The 15,256-nt window shown below is 61.3% G+C and carries 17 protein-coding genes; 9 read left to right on the forward strand and 8 right to left on the reverse strand.

Annotation, left to right across the window (positions count from 1 at the left end; all coding sequences use genetic code 11):
- Window positions 1-154: 154 nt before the first annotated feature.
- Both Q8K09_RS14625 and Q8K09_RS14630 read right to left on the reverse strand, forming a co-directional pair.
- Window positions 155-901 carry a LytTR family DNA-binding domain-containing protein gene (locus Q8K09_RS14625; protein ID WP_305255710.1) on the reverse strand — a complete coding sequence of 249 codons (747 nt, stop codon included), beginning with the start codon at window positions 899-901 and terminating at the stop codon, window positions 155-157.
- The gene (locus tag Q8K09_RS14630) at window positions 898-1,980 is read right to left on the reverse strand and encodes a sensor histidine kinase (protein WP_370869542.1); all 1,083 of its coding nucleotides are present in this window, start codon (window positions 1,978-1,980) and stop codon (window positions 898-900) included. The genes Q8K09_RS14625 and Q8K09_RS14630 overlap by 4 nt, the downstream gene beginning before the upstream one ends.
- Before the next feature lie 254 nt (window positions 1,981-2,234).
- On the opposite strand from Q8K09_RS14630, the gene argH reads away from it, so the two are divergent.
- A complete protein-coding gene (gene argH, locus Q8K09_RS14635; RefSeq protein ID WP_305255712.1) occupies window positions 2,235-3,629 on the forward strand; it encodes an argininosuccinate lyase in 1,395 nt (464 codons plus the stop codon).
- A gap of 43 nt (window positions 3,630-3,672) precedes the next feature.
- Here argH and Q8K09_RS14640 read toward each other — a convergent pair whose 3' ends face one another.
- The gene (locus tag Q8K09_RS14640) at window positions 3,673-4,338 is read right to left on the reverse strand and encodes a glutathione S-transferase family protein (protein WP_305255713.1); all 666 of its coding nucleotides are present in this window, start codon (window positions 4,336-4,338) and stop codon (window positions 3,673-3,675) included.
- A 142-nt stretch (window positions 4,339-4,480) separates the two neighbouring features.
- Between Q8K09_RS14640 and Q8K09_RS14645 the strand changes: the two genes are divergently transcribed.
- From Q8K09_RS14645 to Q8K09_RS14655, 3 genes are all read left to right on the forward strand, one after another.
- Window positions 4,481-4,759 carry a hypothetical protein gene (locus tag Q8K09_RS14645; protein WP_305255714.1) on the forward strand — a complete coding sequence of 93 codons (279 nt, stop codon included), beginning with the start codon at window positions 4,481-4,483 and terminating at the stop codon, window positions 4,757-4,759.
- 147 nt (window positions 4,760-4,906) lie between these two features.
- The gene (locus Q8K09_RS14650; protein ID WP_305255715.1) at window positions 4,907-5,152 is read left to right on the forward strand and encodes a TIGR02647 family protein; all 246 of its coding nucleotides are present in this window, start codon (window positions 4,907-4,909) and stop codon (window positions 5,150-5,152) included.
- A gap of 119 nt (window positions 5,153-5,271) precedes the next feature.
- Window positions 5,272-8,127 carry a class I adenylate cyclase gene (locus Q8K09_RS14655; protein ID WP_305255716.1) on the forward strand — a complete coding sequence of 952 codons (2,856 nt, stop codon included), beginning with the start codon at window positions 5,272-5,274 and terminating at the stop codon, window positions 8,125-8,127.
- A gap of 28 nt (window positions 8,128-8,155) precedes the next feature.
- Here the strand turns inward: Q8K09_RS14655 and rnk are convergent, their stop codons facing one another.
- The 3 genes from rnk to cyaY form a co-directional block, all read right to left on the reverse strand.
- Entirely contained in the window at window positions 8,156-8,563 is a 408-nt protein-coding gene (gene rnk / locus Q8K09_RS14660; protein ID WP_305255717.1) for a nucleoside diphosphate kinase regulator, read from the reverse strand.
- 121 nt (window positions 8,564-8,684) lie between these two features.
- The gene (locus Q8K09_RS14665) at window positions 8,685-8,909 is read right to left on the reverse strand and encodes a DUF1289 domain-containing protein (protein ID WP_370869543.1); all 225 of its coding nucleotides are present in this window, start codon (window positions 8,907-8,909) and stop codon (window positions 8,685-8,687) included.
- Window positions 8,890-9,222: an iron donor protein CyaY gene (gene cyaY / locus Q8K09_RS14670; RefSeq protein WP_305255718.1), complete on the reverse strand. Its 333-nt coding sequence runs from the start codon at window positions 9,220-9,222 to the stop codon at window positions 8,890-8,892. The genes Q8K09_RS14665 and cyaY overlap by 20 nt, the downstream gene beginning before the upstream one ends.
- A 283-nt stretch (window positions 9,223-9,505) precedes the next feature.
- Here cyaY and Q8K09_RS14675 point away from each other — a divergent pair, with 283 nt between their 5' ends.
- The 5 genes from Q8K09_RS14675 (at window position 9,506) to Q8K09_RS14695 (ending at window position 13,387) form a co-directional block, all read left to right on the forward strand.
- Window positions 9,506-9,631, forward strand: coding sequence for a lipoprotein (locus tag Q8K09_RS14675; protein ID WP_305255773.1), 126 nt, complete (start codon window positions 9,506-9,508; stop codon window positions 9,629-9,631).
- Window positions 9,632-9,640: 9 nt separating this feature from the next.
- A complete protein-coding gene (gene lysA / locus Q8K09_RS14680) occupies window positions 9,641-10,894 on the forward strand; it encodes a diaminopimelate decarboxylase (protein ID WP_305255719.1) in 1,254 nt (417 codons plus the stop codon).
- 10 nt (window positions 10,895-10,904) lie between these two features.
- Complete coding sequence (gene dapF / locus Q8K09_RS14685) at window positions 10,905-11,735, forward strand: diaminopimelate epimerase (RefSeq protein ID WP_305255720.1); 831 nt, start codon at window positions 10,905-10,907, stop codon at window positions 11,733-11,735.
- Window positions 11,732-12,430, forward strand: a complete 699-nt coding sequence (locus Q8K09_RS14690) for a DUF484 family protein (RefSeq protein WP_305255721.1) — start codon at window positions 11,732-11,734, stop codon at window positions 12,428-12,430. The genes dapF and Q8K09_RS14690 overlap by 4 nt, the downstream gene beginning before the upstream one ends.
- A gap of 261 nt (window positions 12,431-12,691) precedes the next feature.
- Window positions 12,692-13,387 (forward strand): HAD family hydrolase, encoded by a 696-nt coding sequence (locus tag Q8K09_RS14695; protein WP_305255722.1) that lies wholly within the window; start codon window positions 12,692-12,694, stop codon window positions 13,385-13,387.
- Between the two features lie 61 nt (window positions 13,388-13,448).
- On the opposite strand, the gene sutA is transcribed toward Q8K09_RS14695, so the two are convergent.
- Window positions 13,449-13,772, reverse strand: a complete 324-nt coding sequence (gene sutA, locus Q8K09_RS14700) for a transcriptional regulator SutA (protein ID WP_305255723.1) — start codon at window positions 13,770-13,772, stop codon at window positions 13,449-13,451.
- A gap of 233 nt (window positions 13,773-14,005) precedes the next feature.
- Window positions 14,006-15,256 (reverse strand): ammonium transporter, encoded by a 1,251-nt coding sequence (locus Q8K09_RS14705; protein WP_305255724.1) that lies wholly within the window; start codon window positions 15,254-15,256, stop codon window positions 14,006-14,008.

Here is a 15,256-nt window from a genome sequence, read left to right on the forward strand (position 1 = left end):
GGGCAATTCCAGAAAACGAACTGCCGAGGATAATAACAGGCTAACGCAGCAGGCTGGACAGCGCTCGATTCACGCCGATCCAGACCAACGCCGCCCCAGCGGCCAAGCGGCTAATGGCAGGCCGATGAAACCGGCCTGCCCTGCCCAGAGCGCGTTAAAGGTGGTGCATCAACTTACGCACGCCAGCCACATGGCGACGGCTGACGATCAGCGCATCGCCATTGAGGCCCTTGAGAAATAGCTGAAAGTGCCCGAGCGGGGTGCGCTGCAAGCGCTCGATGCGCTCGCGGGCAACCAGGGCATTGCGGTGAATGCGCACAAAGCGATCGCCAAACTCATCCTCCAGCGCCTTCAGCGGTTCGTCCAGCAGCACTTCGCCGCCGACATGGCGCAGGGTCACGTACTTATGGTCGGCGATGAAAAAGATCACCTGATCGAGGGGAATCAACTCGATACCTTTGCGGGTGCGCGCACTGATGTGGGTACGCGGACCAGCCCCGCTTTCTGCGGCTGGACGGGTCAGGGCGGCGAGTTGCACACGGTTTGGCCGCTCGGCTTTTTTCAAGGCCTCACTGAGGTGCTCGGCACGCACGGGTTTAACCAGATAACCCACCGCACTGACCTTGAACGCCTCCAGGGCGAATTCATCATGGGCTGTACAGAAAATAACCGCCGGCGGCGCTTCGCGCTCACAGAGTTTGGCGGCAACCTGCAAGCCATCCAGCCCCGGCATGCGGATATCCAGTAACACGACATCCGGCTTGAGGCTGTCGATCAGCGTCAGTGCCTCTTCGCCATTGCTCGCGGCCGGTTCGAGGACACGGTAGCCATCGAGCTCACCGACCATGCGGCTGAGGCGCTCACGGGCCAGGGGTTCATCATCGACGATCAGGACATTCATAGGGCACGGGCTTCCTGCGTAAGTCTCGCACAAGGATAGCGTAGACAAGTGAAGTGGCGGCCGTCTCGGCGCTCCACGCTGAGACTGGCCCGCGGCCCGAAAAGTGCCGCAAGACGCGCATCGATATTAGCCAGAGCCTGTCGCGTCCCACGCGAAGGCGGCTGCTCGCGTAGCTCTTCATAAGGGTTGCTGACGCATAATTGGAACACCCCGTCGGTATAGCTCGCATCAACTCTCACCAAGCCACCTTCGATACGCGGCTGAATCCCATAGATCAAGGCGTTCTCCAGCAATGGCTGCAACGTCAACTGCGGGATCGGCAAATCGTCCGGCACATCCATCACCTCCCACTGCAACTGTAGTCGTTCGCCGAGACGATAGTGTTCAATTGATAAATATCGTTTGGCCAGTTCCAGCTCCTCGCTCCAGGGCACCAGGCTGCCGGGTTTGGCCAGGCTGGCACGAAACAGGTCGGACAGATCCAGCACCGCCTGCTCGGCCTTGAACGGATCGATCACCACCAGGCTGGCGATACTGTTCAGGCTGTTGAACAAAAAGTGCGGACGAATTCGCGCTTGCAGAGATTCAATGCGCGCGCGCAACTCGGCCTGCTCCTGACGACGCCATTGGCTCTGCAGATAGAAATAGCGGAGCAACAGCGCAGACATGATCATGCTGATCAAGGCATGGCGCAGGTAAAGATTGACCTCGCCGGCATGCGGCAGCGGCCCGCCAAGGTCGTAATAGTCGGCCACTGCAGTACACGCGAGCGTCAGCCCGACCACGATCAGGCAGCACAACGCACCCGCCAGAGCCGGTCGCCCGCGTGCCAGCAGTGGCCGCAAACGACACAGCAGGGCCGCCGACAGCAGCAGGATCCACTGCACAAACAGCGAGGTCAGCGCCAGGCGCACCCAGTCGAAACCCGGCAGCATCGGCTCGGCCAGCACCAGTACCAGCACCAGCAGCTCGGCCAGCAAGACCATGCTCAGCAGCGCTTCCGGCTCGCACAGTTCCGGGACGAAGAAATCGTCGATGGGTGCGGACATGTTTTTATTGTTCAACCATTGAGTATGCATCTAGGCAGTTTCCCCGTGGCTCGACCAGGCGGCAAGTGAGCCGGCGCTCGCCGCAGCAAATAAAAGGCTGAAATACGCTCTGCCTCGGCAAACTGTGAGCCACGCATCACTGTCCGGTCGGTTGCCGCTGGCTGCGAGCGACAAACCGATCCGGCGATTTTGCCCGTCAGCCTGTTATTATCCGCAGACTTTTTCCGCCAGGCCGGCCGCCACCTGCGGCCCGCCTGTTTTAGCGCATTAGCCGAGCGAAGCCCATGAGCACTGAAAAAACCAATCAATCCTGGGGTGGCCGCTTTAGCGAGCCAGTCGATGCATTTGTCGCCCGCTTTACCGCTTCCGTCGAATTCGACAAGCGCCTGTATCGCCACGACATCATGGGCTCCATTGCCCACGCGACCATGCTGGCCAAGGTCGGCGTACTGACGGACGCCGAACGCGACAGCATCGTCGACGGCCTGAAGCAGATCCAGATCGAGATCGAGGCAGGTCAGTTCGACTGGCGTGTCGATCTCGAAGACGTGCACATGAACATTGAGGCGCGCCTCACCGACCGCATCGGCGTGACCGGTAAGAAGCTGCACACCGGCCGCTCGCGCAACGACCAGGTCGCCACGGACATCCGCTTGTGGCTGCGTGACGAGATCGATCTGATCCTGGCCGAAATCACCCGCCTGCAGCAGGGCCTGCTGGAGCAGGCAGAACGCGAAGCGGCGAGCATCATGCCCGGCTTCACCCACCTGCAAACCGCGCAACCGGTAACCTTCGGTCACCACATGCTAGCCTGGTTCGAAATGCTCAGCCGCGATTACGAGCGCCTGGTCGACTGCCGCAAACGCACCAATCGCATGCCCCTGGGCTCGGCGGCACTGGCAGGCACCACCTACCCGATACAGCGTGACGTCACCGCCCAGTTGCTCGGCTTCGACGCCGTGGGCGGCAACTCGCTGGACGGCGTATCGGACCGTGACTTCGCCATCGAATTCTGCGCCGCGGCATCGATCGCCATGATGCACCTGTCGCGCTTCTCCGAAGAGCTGGTGCTGTGGACATCCGCACAGTTCCAGTTCATCGACCTGCCGGACCGCTTCTGCACCGGCAGCTCGATCATGCCGCAAAAGAAAAACCCCGACGTACCCGAACTGGTACGCGGCAAGACTGGCCGGGTATTCGGCGCGCTGATGGGCCTGCTGACCCTGATGAAAGGTCAGCCACTGGCCTACAACAAGGACAACCAGGAAGACAAAGAGCCACTGTTCGACGCCGCCGACACCCTGCGCGACTCGCTGCGCGCCTTCGCCGACATGATCCCGGCGATCAAGCCCAAGCACGCGATCATGCGTGAAGCGGCGCTGCGCGGCTTCTCCACCGCCACCGACCTGGCCGACTACCTGGTGCGCCGTGGCCTGCCGTTCCGCGACTGCCACGAAATCGTCGGCCATGCGGTTAAATATGGCGTCGACAACAGCAAGGACCTGGCCGAGATGAGCCTCGACGAACTGCGCCAGTTCAGCGACCAGATCGAACAGGATGTGTTTGCGGTATTGACCCTGGAAGGCTCGGTCAACGCCCGCGATCACATCGGTGGCACGGCACCGAACCAGGTGCGCGCAGCGGTCCAGCGCGGCCAGGCGCTGCTGGGCAGTCGCTAACCGCTAACCGGCCGTTACGCGGCGCGTCCTGCGCCGCGTGAACTCAGCCTTTGGCTTTGGCCTGCGCCATCGCAATGAAGCCCGCCATTCCTGCATCTTTATCCGCAGCGATGCGTTTGACGTGCGGATTCTGGTTAAGCAGCACGAGCAACTCGCGGGCCGCGGAGAAATCGGCCAGCAAGTCGAGACCAAACAGCTTCTTCGCCACCCCACACGCCAGGTCGATGCTGTAGAGGAAGTAGATATCGGCCAGGCTGAAGCTGTCGCCCGCCACATAAGGGCTAAAGCTGCCGTGACGCTTGAGCGTGTCGATCCCGGCCAACAGCTCGGCTTTGCACTTGCTTTTCAAGGCGGAGGAAATCTCCGCACCGAAGAATGCTTCCGGGTAGCCAATCCGCGCAGGCAACTCGATATACAGCTCGATTTCCTTCATCAGCGCGCGCACCCGGGCGCGGGCGAATGGCTCGCCGGGCAGCAATGCCTGGCCCCCGGCGCAGTCTTCCAGATACTCGAGAATCGCACTGGTTTCGCTGATGAAACCCTGCTCTACCCCCAGCACCGGCACCTTGCCGCGTGGGCTGATACTGAGGCATTCCTCGCTCTGGTTGCCGTAAAGGGTGACGACCTCGAACTCCAAGCCTTTTTCCAGCAAGGCAAGCTTGACCATATTGAAGTAGTTGCTAACGGGGAATCCGTATAGTTTGAACATGCTGTCAGGCTCCAGGCCAGTGGATGTATTGATAAAGTTATAGACCCAGGTACACCCTGACATCCAGCCGAATCGAGCTGGTGAATGGCGCGGTCGCTGTCACGCTGGCACACTGCACCCTCAGCCCCCGGATAAGCCAACCATGAGCGAACACGACGAAAACGAAGACGAAGCCTTTGCCGAAGAAACGCTGATCCAGGCCATCGAGAATCAGATCGAAGCCGCAGAGCCGCCTGCTGCCCTGGCGACGCTGAACAAGCTGAGCCTGGTGGGCTACGAGCGTGGAGAAATCCTGCACATGATGGCGATGGTGCTGGCCCATGAAGTCCGGGCCATGCTCGACGCTGATCGGCCATTCGATAGCGCGGCGTACGAACAAGCCCTGCGTGCCCTGCCTGAGTTGCCAAAAGAAACCGCCTGACCCGAAGACGCTGTCGCTGATAGCACGCGCGCGCAGCCGCGCGTCTCGCTACACTGCAAACACCCGCTGCCTGCTTCACCCATGCGGGACTCAACCAGTCGGGCACACGCGTTGCCCGGCCCATGTTTATAAGAACCTGGAGCACTTATGTCTTTTACCCCTGAGCTGGTTGCTGAACTGGATCTTCTCGCCTTGTTTAACCTGGGCAACACCCAGGAAGGTCTCAAGGTTCACCATGTTGCCGCGCCGCAAGCGATTGCCGCAGCCAAACGCCTGCACGCCAAAGGCCTGGTCACCCAGGAAGACGGCGGTTACCTGACCAGCCTGGGTCTGGACGCAGCCGAACACGCACAAGTCTTGCTGACGATTCTCAATGTGACCGAAACCGCCTGACTCACCCTACCTACTCGCGCCGCCTGCTTCGGCAGGCCAGGCTGCGGGTGACCGGGTGCCTTTACCCGTAATGCCATGACTACCTGCCAGTCCTGGCAAATTGTCCGCCGAGCCTGCGCATGAGCCGTACCCAGGAAATCCGCCCGGATATCGATGAAGGTATCGACCGCAAGGTGCTGTCTCAACTGCGCGCGCGCTTTCTCAAGGTCAATGACGGTCGCCTGCAGCGCGCCATGCAGGCACTGTCGACCCGCCAGCAGCTGGTTCTGAAATTGCTGCCGCTGCTGTTTCACGTCAATCATCCCCTCCTGCCGGGTTATGTATCCGGGCTGACGCCGGCCGGCCTGAGCGGCTTCGAGCCGGGTGAAGAGCTGCTCGCCGAAGCGCAGCGACTGACCCGCTCTTTCGTTTATAAGGCCCGTCGCGGCGGCAGCGCACTGCCGCTCCACGGACTGTTCCTGATGGGCAGCCTCGGTACCGTGGCCCAGGCCGAGCAAAGCGACATGGACCTGTGGGTGTGTCACGCGCCCGACCTCAGCGCCCAGGAAATCACCGAGCTGCGCAAGAAGTGCGACCAGCTCGAAGCGTGGGCGGCGACCCAGGGCGCCGAAGCACATTTCTTTTTGATCGACCCGCTGCGCTTTACTGTCGGCGACCGCGAGGCGCAGCTGACCTCGGACGACTGTGGCACCACCCAGCACTACCTGTTGCTCGACGAGTTTTACCGCACGGCGATCTGGCTGGCCGGGCGCACCCCGCTCTGGTGGCTGGTTCCGGTGTACGAAGAGCAGCGCTACCACGAGTACATCGGCATCTTGCTGAGCAAGCGCTTCATCCGCGCCGAGGAGGTGCTCGACCTCGGCCATCTGGCGCAGATTCCGCCGGGCGAATTTATCGGCGCGGGCATGTGGCAGCTCTACAAGGGCATCGAATCACCTTACAAATCGGTCCTCAAGCTGCTGCTTACCGAGGTCTACGCCAGCGAACACCCCAACGTGCAATGCCTGGCGCTGCGCTTCAAGCAGGCAGTCTTCTGCAATCACCTTGACCTCGACGAACTCGACCCTTACATCGTGGTTTACCGTCGCATTGAGGAATACCTGAGCGGGCGCGGCGAAACCGAACGCCTGGAACTGATCCGCCGCTGCCTGTACCTGAAGATCAATAAAAGACTCAGCCGACCACCGCGCGACCGCCGCAAGAGCTGGCAACGCCTGCTGCTCGAGCGCTTGACCGGCGACTGGAACTGGGACAGCCGGCAACTGGCGATGCTCGACAGCCGCAGCCAGTGGAAGGTGCGTCAGGTCAGCGCCGAGCGCCGCGCCCTGGTCAACGAGCTGACCTACAGTTACCGCTTTCTCTCCCAGTTCGCCCGTGACGCCCAGGCCGGCAGCTCGCTCAACAGCCGCGACCTCGGCGTGCTCGGCCGCCGCCTGTATGCCGCTTTCGAGCGCAAGGCCGGCAAGATCGAGTTCATCAATCCCGGTATCGCTCCAGATTTGGGCGAAGACACCCTGACCCTGGTGCAGAGCCCCAGCACCGAAGCCGGCGACGATAATCCCTGGGCGTTGTACGGCGGCAGCCTCGGCGCACAAGAATGGGCAGATTTCGCCCCACTCAAGCGCGCCCGTGAACTGGTCGAACTGCTTGCCTGGTGCCACCGCAATGGCGTGATCGACACAGGTACGCGGCTATCAATACACCCAGGCGACAGCGACCTGGGCGAGTTCGAGCTGTCCAATTTGCTGGCCAGCCTGCAACAGATGATGCCTCTGCCGCTGCCAGCAATAGAGGAAAGTGCGCTGCTGCGCGCCAGCGTGCCCGGTGAAGTGCTGCTGCTGGTCAATGTCGGCATCGACCCGCTCAAGCAACACAGCCAGATGAATGTGCACATGACCACCGAGCGCACCGACGCCCTGGGCTATTCCGGAGTGCGTGAGAACCTGATTTTGACCATCGACCAGGTCAGTCTGAACAGCTGGAACGAATTACTGGTCAGTCGCTACGACGGCCCCCATGCACTGCTCGACTGCCTGCGCGACTTTCTCAACAGTCTGCCGGCCAACGGCGACGCGCCCAACCTGCGGGTACGCTGCTTCTGTCGCAACCGCGCCACGGCGATTGCCGAGCGGGTTGAGGAACTGTTTCGCGACACCCTCGCCAACTTCGCGGGGGCGCAACACAACCGCTACCTGCTGCAAATCAGGCAGCAATACCACCTGCTCGAACTGACGCCTGGGCAGGTCAGTCACACCGCACTGACAGGCATGCCAGCACTGCTCGAACACCTCGGCAAGGAGCAGCCGGGCTACAGCAAACTGCACCTGGACCGCCATGCACTGGAAAACGACGACCTGGCCCTGATCCTGCCGCTCGGCCGCCCCGCATGTATCCAGGTGTTCTACCGGCGCCACGAGAGCAACGGCCTGGCAGAACTGACCCTGCTCGATGAACACAATGCGCTATGGCGACAAAGCGTGCCGTTTCGCGACGAGCAAAGCCTGCTGACGCCACTGCAGCGCTTCCTGCAATCGCTGCTATACCGGCGCAATGCCATGCTGCCGCTGGACGGCCAGGCGCCGCTGGATGGGTTAGACGTGCGCTATTACGAGGTATCCCCGGCGGCGCCGCAGCGGGCTCGCCAGGTGGAGCTGCGCTCACCGCCACAAGCCCCCGTGAGCCACCCATTCTACGATGTGCAGGCGATTATCGAGCCCGTCGACGGCAAGCGTGTCCACGTAACCCTGTACTGCAACCATCGTGAATTTTCTGAGCTGGAGTACGCCGGCGACCTCTACAGCGCCGTGGCCCGGCATATCCTTGCCCAGCGCCGCGAGGGCGAACGCTATCCGTGCTACATCACCGACCTTGACCTGTCCGCTGTACTGGGCGATGGACAAGCACAGACAGTTCATTACCTGCGCTACAAGGCCCGCCTGGAAGCGGCGCTCAATGCCGCGCTGAATAAAGCCTGAGGGGCGAGGCCGGCGGAGGGGCAATGTTTCAGCGGTTGTATTCGCCAGCCGCTTCCGGCTGATATTCCACCGCCAGCAGCGTCAGCTTGAGCACCTTGCCACCGGGCGCAGTCCAGTCGATGTGCTGGCCGACACTCAGCCCGAGCAGCGCGCTGCCGACCGGCGCAAGGACCGACACACAGCCTTCGCCACCGGCATCCTGCGGATAGACCAGGGTCAGGTGATAATCCTTGCCGTTGATTTCTTCGCGACAATGCACCCGCGAGTTCATGGTAACTACCCCGGCAGGCACCTGGTCATGAGCGACTACGTCGGCCCGGTCCAGTTCGGCCTGCAGGGCGACAGCACCTGGGCCGAATTCTTTCAAACCGTCGAGTAACCGCTCCAAACGCTGGACGTCGAGACGGGTAATGGTGATTGGCGGTGCACTTGTCATGGTCAGCTCAACGCTCCTTAACAGGGTGTATAAAAAGCAAAACCCCGTCTGAATAGAGACGGGGTTTTGCGCAAGATGACTTGACCGTATCACAGCCGCTCAAATAAACAAGACAGGGTGGTCAGGATTGGCGCTGCCGCAAACGCTCCTGGGCACTGTGGCAAATAATCCGTCGACGCGAATCATCGACACTGCTCCACTCGAGAATTTCGTTGAGCGCACGGCCACAACCCAGGCATACATCGCGGTCGTCCAGGCAACACTGGCGAACGCAGGGCGACGCGGTAACCGTCACAACCCGCTCGGGCGCCTCGTCGGATTGGGTTTCAGAGTTCTTCAAACTCAAGACTGGCTCCAGATTGCTCAAGGGTGATGCGGGCGAGCATTTCACCCAGCAACTCATCGCTGCTGTCGCAAATCCAGCGTTCGCTGGGCTCATCGTAATCGAAGTGAAAACCACCGGAGCGGGCCGCCAACCACAACTGGCGGATCGCTTCCTGGCGACTGAAGATCAACTGCGTGCCGTTTTCAAAACGCACGGTCAGCACACCTGCCGAGTTCTCCAGGTCAAGATCTATGTCGCTGTCATCGAAGATGTCTTCCACCGCTTCCTGTACGGCATCAACCAGATCGTGAAAGCGGGCTTCGGTCAAACTCATTGCGGATGTCCTCGAAAAATTCAGGTAGTGCAGAAAAGTGCCAGGCGCCCTGGGACAACATTGCGCAGGAGAGTCAGGCCGCAGCGCTTGAAGGTTGCGTGATGCGACCCGCACAGCGCGTCGCATAAGCGAAGGTGCGCAGTATAGCGTGCTGCAGGCGGATGATCCGCACCGCGCCAAGATGCAGGCAAAGCCCCGTCGGACGGGAATCCTGGCGCATAGGCAAGGCGCCGGGGGGCCGGTATACTCCGGCGCAATCATGCTTTATTACAAGGACTTCACCATGAAGCGGCTGTTTACTGCCCTTATCGCGCTTGTTGCCGTCAGTACCCTGCTCGCTGGCTGTGGCCAGAAAGGCCCGCTGTTCCTCCCGGAAGAAAGCAAGCCCGCGCCCGCACAGACCGAATAAGGACAGCTCATGAACGCCTTCAACTACCGCGACGGCACACTGTTCGCGGAGGGTGTGGCGCTGTCCGCCATCGCCCAGCGCTTCGGCACGCCAACCTACGTCTACTCGCGGGCGCACATCGAAGCGCAATACCACGCCTACGCCGATGCCCTGCAGGGCATGCCGCATCTGGTCTGCTTCGCCGTCAAAGCCAACTCCAATGTCGGCGTACTGAACGTGCTCGCGCGCCTCGGCGCCGGCTTCGATATCGTCTCGCGTGGCGAGCTGGAACGGGTCCTCGCGGCGGGTGGCGAGCCCGGCAAGATCGTCTTCTCCGGTGTCGGCAAGAGCCGCGACGACATGCGTCGTGCGCTGCAGATCGGCGTGCATTGCTTCAACGTCGAGTCCACCGACGAACTGGAGCGCCTGCAACAGATTGCCGCTGAACTGGACGTGCAGGCACCGGTGTCGCTGCGGGTAAACCCGGACGTCGACGCAGGCACCCACCCGTATATTTCTACGGGCCTGAAAGAAAACAAGTTCGGCATTGCCATCGCTGATGCCGAGGCTGTCTATGCCCGCGCCGCCGAATTGGCAAATCTGCAGATTGTCGGGGTCGATTGCCATATCGGCTCGCAACTGACCAGCCTGCCACCGTTCCTCGATGCTCTTGATCGCCTGCTCGCGCTGATCGACCGTCTGGCCGAACGCGGCATCCACATCAAGCACCTGGACCTGGGTGGCGGCCTTGGCGTGCAATACCGCGACGAGCAGCCGCCGCTGGCCGGTGACTATATTGCTGCCGTGCGTGAGCGCATTGCCGGGCGTGACCTGGCCCTGGTGTTCGAGCCAGGTCGCTCGATCGTTGCCAACGCCGGCGTACTGCTGACTCAGGTCGAGTACCTCAAGCACACCGAACACAAGGATTTCGCCATCGTCGACGCGGCGATGAACGATCTGATTCGTCCTGCGCTGTATCAGGCCTGGATGGACGTGGTGGCCGTGCAGCCGCGCGACGGCGCAACGCGCAACTACGACATCGTCGGACCGATCTGCGAAACCGGTGACTTCCTGGCCAAGGATCGCGACCTGGCATTGGCCGAAGGTGACCTGCTGGCCGTCTGCTCAGCAGGCGCCTACGGCTTCGTCATGAGCTCCAACTACAATACCCGCGGCCGTGCCGCCGAGGTGATGGTAGATGGCGACCAGGCCTTCGAGGTGCGGCGTCGCGAGACCCTCAGCGAACTCTTTGCGGGCGAAAGCCAGCTGCCGCCAGCACCATAAGGGCACACTGATGTTATTGCGCTTTACCAAAATGCATGGCCTCGGCAACGACTTCATGGTTCTTGACCTGGTCAGCCAGCACGCGCATATCCAGCCAAAAAACGCCAAGCAGTGGGGCGATCGCCACACCGGCGTCGGCTTCGATCAACTGCTGCTGGTGGAACCACCGAGTAATCCGGACGTCGACTTCCGCTACCGCATCTTCAACGCCGACGGCTCGGAAGTGGAGCAGTGCGGCAATGGCGCCCGCTGCTTCGCGCGCTTCGTGCTGGACAAGCGGCTGACGATGAAGAAGCAGATCCGCGTGGAAACCAAAGGCGGGATTATCGAGCTCGACGTGCGCGCCGATGGCCAGATCAGCGTGAACATGGGCGCGCCGCGCCTGGAACCTGCGCAGGTCCCCTTCCAGGCCGAACAGCAAGCCTTGAGTTACCTCGTCGAGGTTGATGGCCAGACAGTCGAACTGGCCGCCGTGTCCATGGGCAACCCCCATGCCGTGCTGCGCGTCGACAATATCGACAACGCACCGGTGCATGAACTGGGGCCGAAACTGGAGCACCATCCGCGCTTCCCGCAGCGGGTCAACGTCGGCTTTTTGCAAATAATCGACCGCCAGTATGCCAAGCTGCGCGTCTGGGAGCGTGGCGCGGGCGAGACCCAAGCCTGCGGCACGGGCGCCTGCGCTGCGGCAGTAGCGGCGATTAGCCAAGGCTGGATGGATTCGCCGGTACAACTTGAACTGCTCGGCGGCAAGCTGTGCATCGAGTGGGCAGGCCCAGGCCAGCCCGTCGTGATGACAGGGCCGGCGATGCGCGTGTACGAAGGACAGGTTCGCCTATGACCGACCAGCAGACTGTGCCCCAGCCACTCGACGCGGCCGCGATTGCCGACTATCTGCGCCGGCACCCGGCGTTCTTCGTCGAGCATGACGAATTGCTTGCGGAGTTGCGCATCCCCCACCAGCGCGGTGACACCATTTCGCTGGTCGAGCGTCAGATGACATTGTTGCGCGAACGCAACATCGAGATGCGCCATCGCCTCTCGCAGTTGATGGATGTGGCCCGCGACAACGACCGCCTGTTCGACAAGACCCGACGCTTGGTGCTCGATCTACTCGATGCCTCCAGCCTCGAAGAGGTGGTCAGCACCGTAGAAGACAGCCTGCGCCATAAGTTTCAGGTGCCTTTTGTCAGCCTGATTCTGTTCAACGATACGCCACTGGCGGTCGGTCGCTCGGTCAGCAGTGCCGAAGCACATCAGGCCATCGGCGGCCTGCTGGCAGGCGGCAAGACCATCTGCGGCGTGCTGCGTGAGAATGAGCTGAGCTTTCTGTTCGGCGAAAACGAAGCCGGGCAGATCGGTTCGGCGGCAGTGGTCGCGCTGTCCCATCAGGGCCTGCATGGCGTGCTGGCGATTGGCAGCAGTGACCCGCAACACTACAAGAGCTCCCTGGGCACCCTCTTCCTCGGCTATATCGCCGAAGTCCTGGCCCGCGTCCTGCCGCGCTTCGCCACGCCACTGCGCTCGGTACGTTAATGACGGGGGCTTCAGCCCGCCAAGCCATTGACCCGTGCTGGCAGCACCCGGACCTGACTGGCGGCCTGGCGCGCATACCGGACGAGCGCGCAGCAACTTAGCGAGCTGAATGCCCCTGCTTTTCACGCAGCACAATGTCAGCAGCGCAGCAGCCGCGCGTTTCGTCACAGCCTTTAAGCGCTATACCTATCCAGGTTTCCAGCACCTGGCCACGGTGTATGATCGCGCCCATCCACGAGTCAAACGCACAGGCAGTAGCGAATGAGCATTCAACTGATCACCTTCGACCTCGACGACACCCTGTGGGACGTGACCCCAGTGATGCAAGACGCCGAGGCGACACTGCGCAACTGGCTGGCCATGCACGCGCCACGCTTGGGTGCGGTGCCGGTCGAGCACCTGTGGACGATTCGCACGCAGTTGCTGCAAGGCGAACCATCGCTCAAGCATCGCCTCAGCGAGCTACGCCGGCGCATCCTGCACCATGCCTTGGCAGGCGCAGGCTATGCGTCCAGCGATGCCGCAGCACTGGCGGAGGAGGGTTTCCAGGTATTTCTCGCCGCGCGCCATCAGGTCGAGTTGTTCGCCGAAGTGCACCCGACGCTCGAGACTCTGGCCAATCGCTTCCAGCTCGGGGTGATTACCAATGGCAATGCTGATGTACGCCGCCTGGGCCTCGCCGATTACTTCCAGTTCGCCCTGTGTGCGGAAGAGCTCGGCATCGGCAAACCCGATCCCAAGCCCTTTCAGGAAGCACTCAAGCGCTCAGGGATTGCCGCACGACATGCAGTGCATGTCGGCGACCACCCCAGTGACGATATCGCCGGCGCCCAGGCTGCAGGCCTGCGGGCAATCTGGTTCAACCCGCAAGACAAGGCCTGGGAAGGCGACAAGCGCGCCGATGGCGAAATCCGCAGCCTGGCCGAATTACCCGCGCTGCTGCATAGCTGGGTGTAAGTCGCGCCCTTGGCGGTCGTTGATCAACGATGCCACCTCGCCAAGGGCTTGCAACAGCCGATCAGATAGGCCGGCTGCCGTACTTACTGTCAGGCTTTTTCGGCGGGTCAGACACCACGTTAGGCTCAACCTCCTGCACCTTGCCACCGCGCGCCAGGTACTCTTCCATGGCGCGAGCCAGAGCGTCGCGATCCTTTTGCTTGGCTTCGACGCTCGGCAGCTCCTCAACATTGACTGCCTTGGCTTTGGCCTTGGTCTTGCTGGTGCTGACAACTTCGTCGCCGTCATCATCACCGCTGTCGACGTCATCGGCGGTAGCCATTTCCTCGCCAGTGTCCTCGTCAGCCCCTTCGAGCTCGTCTTGTTCCAGATCTTCGTCGCTCATGTTCAACCTCATGACTTGCGAAAAGCAGGTTAGTTATAGCCCAGCAACGTGATCTTTCGTACGTCACCGGAAAATTCAAATGACCTTGCCTGGCAAAGCCTCCAGCCGCATATCGCGCTGGCCAGGACAAGCAGTGTGGCGTTGCATAACAGTGCTTATCGGCGCGCATTCTAGCGTGCTGTCAGAAAAAACAAAGGGCGCCTTTAGGCGCCCTTGTTTTAAATCACTGGCAATCAGCTTTTAGTGAATTCCGGATAGGCTTCCATACCGCATTCTGCGATATCTACACCTTCGTATTCTTCTTCCTCGCTGACACGCAGACCGATCACCAGCTTGATGATCGACCAGACAATCAGGCTGGCGATGAAGACCCAGGCAAAGATGCAGACCAGACCGAGCAACTGGGCGCCAAGAGTGGCATCCGGGTTGGTCAGTACCACCGCCAACAGCCCCCAGATACCGGCAACGCCGTGCACGGAAATGGCACCCACCGGGTCGTCGAGCTTGAGCTTATCCAGCCCCAGGATAGAGAACACCACCAGCACGCCACCGACACCACCGATCAGGGTCGCTTGCAACGCTGTCGGAGTAAGCGGTTCAGCAGTGATCGCCACCAGGCCGGCCAGGGCACCGTTGAGGGCCATGGTCAGATCGGCCTTGCCGAACAGGATGCGCGCCACGATCAATGCGGCGATCAGTCCACCGGCAGCAGCCATGTTGGTGTTGACGAACACCTGGGCTACGGCGTTGGCGTCTTCGATGGTGCTCATTTTCAACTGCGAACCGCCGTTGAAGCCAAACCAGCCCATCCACAGGATGAAGGTACCCAGCGCCGCCATCGGCAGATTGGCACCCGGAATGGCGTTGACCTGACCGTTGGCGCCGTACTTGCCTTTACGTGCGCCCAACAGCAGCACACCCGCCAGAGCTGCAGCAGCGCCCGCCATGTGCACCACGCCCGAACCAGCAAAGTCGAGGAAGCCCGCTTCGTTAAGGAAGCCCGAACCCCACTTCCAGAAGCCCTGCACCGGGTAGATGAAGCCGGTCATGACCACTGCGAAGGCGAGGAAAGCCCACAGTTTCATGCGCTCGGCCACGGCACCGGAGACAATCGACATACAGGTAGCGGCGAACACCACCTGGAAGAAGAAGTCCGAACGAGCCGAATAATAAGGCGCGTCCTCACCACCGGCGAGAACCGACTCGACGCTGTGCTCGTCACCGATCAGGAAGCCCAGGCTTGGCAGAATGCCGCCTTCCGGGCTGGAATACATGATGTGGTAACCGATCACCAGGTACATGACACAGGCCACCGCATACAGAGCGATGTTCTTGGTGAGAATTTCGGTGGTGTTCTTCGCCCTTACCAGGCCAGCTTCGAGCATGGCAAAACCTGCTGCCATCCACATCACCAGAGCACCGCAAATCAAAAAGTAGAAGGTATCGAAGCCGTACTGCAGTGCAGTCAATGCTGTGTTGTCCAT

The sequence above is a fragment of the Pseudomonas sp. genome (assembly GCF_030683065.1).
In the GTDB taxonomy this organism is placed as follows: Bacteria; Pseudomonadota; Gammaproteobacteria; order Pseudomonadales; family Pseudomonadaceae; genus Aquipseudomonas.

Excerpts from the sequence above, each read along its gene's own strand:
- Q8K09_RS14625 (WP_305255710.1), bottom strand. The coding sequence starts at position 901 with ATGAATGTCCTGATCGTCGATGATGAACCCCTGGCCCGTGAGCGCCTC.
- Q8K09_RS14630 (WP_370869542.1), bottom strand. The coding sequence starts at position 1,980 with ATGCATACTCAATGGTTGAACAATAAAAACATGTCCGCACCCATCGAC.
- argH (WP_305255712.1), top strand. The coding sequence starts at position 2,235 with ATGAGCACTGAAAAAACCAATCAATCCTGGGGTGGCCGCTTTAGCGAG.
- Q8K09_RS14640 (WP_305255713.1), bottom strand. The coding sequence starts at position 4,338 with ATGTTCAAACTATACGGATTCCCCGTTAGCAACTACTTCAATATGGTC.
- Q8K09_RS14645 (WP_305255714.1), top strand. The coding sequence starts at position 4,481 with ATGAGCGAACACGACGAAAACGAAGACGAAGCCTTTGCCGAAGAAACG.
- Q8K09_RS14650 (WP_305255715.1), top strand. The coding sequence starts at position 4,907 with ATGTCTTTTACCCCTGAGCTGGTTGCTGAACTGGATCTTCTCGCCTTG.
- Q8K09_RS14655 (WP_305255716.1), top strand. The coding sequence starts at position 5,272 with ATGAGCCGTACCCAGGAAATCCGCCCGGATATCGATGAAGGTATCGAC.
- rnk (WP_305255717.1), bottom strand. The coding sequence starts at position 8,563 with ATGACAAGTGCACCGCCAATCACCATTACCCGTCTCGACGTCCAGCGT.
- cyaY (WP_305255718.1), bottom strand. The coding sequence starts at position 9,222 with ATGAGTTTGACCGAAGCCCGCTTTCACGATCTGGTTGATGCCGTACAG.
- Q8K09_RS14675 (WP_305255773.1), top strand. The coding sequence starts at position 9,506 with ATGAAGCGGCTGTTTACTGCCCTTATCGCGCTTGTTGCCGTCAGTACC.
- lysA (WP_305255719.1), top strand. The coding sequence starts at position 9,641 with ATGAACGCCTTCAACTACCGCGACGGCACACTGTTCGCGGAGGGTGTG.
- dapF (WP_305255720.1), top strand. The coding sequence starts at position 10,905 with ATGTTATTGCGCTTTACCAAAATGCATGGCCTCGGCAACGACTTCATG.
- Q8K09_RS14690 (WP_305255721.1), top strand. The coding sequence starts at position 11,732 with ATGACCGACCAGCAGACTGTGCCCCAGCCACTCGACGCGGCCGCGATT.
- Q8K09_RS14695 (WP_305255722.1), top strand. The coding sequence starts at position 12,692 with ATGAGCATTCAACTGATCACCTTCGACCTCGACGACACCCTGTGGGAC.
- sutA (WP_305255723.1), bottom strand. The coding sequence starts at position 13,772 with ATGAGCGACGAAGATCTGGAACAAGACGAGCTCGAAGGGGCTGACGAG.
- Q8K09_RS14705 (WP_305255724.1), bottom strand. The coding sequence starts at position 15,256 with ATGGACAACACAGCATTGACTGCACTGCAGTACGGCTTCGATACCTTC.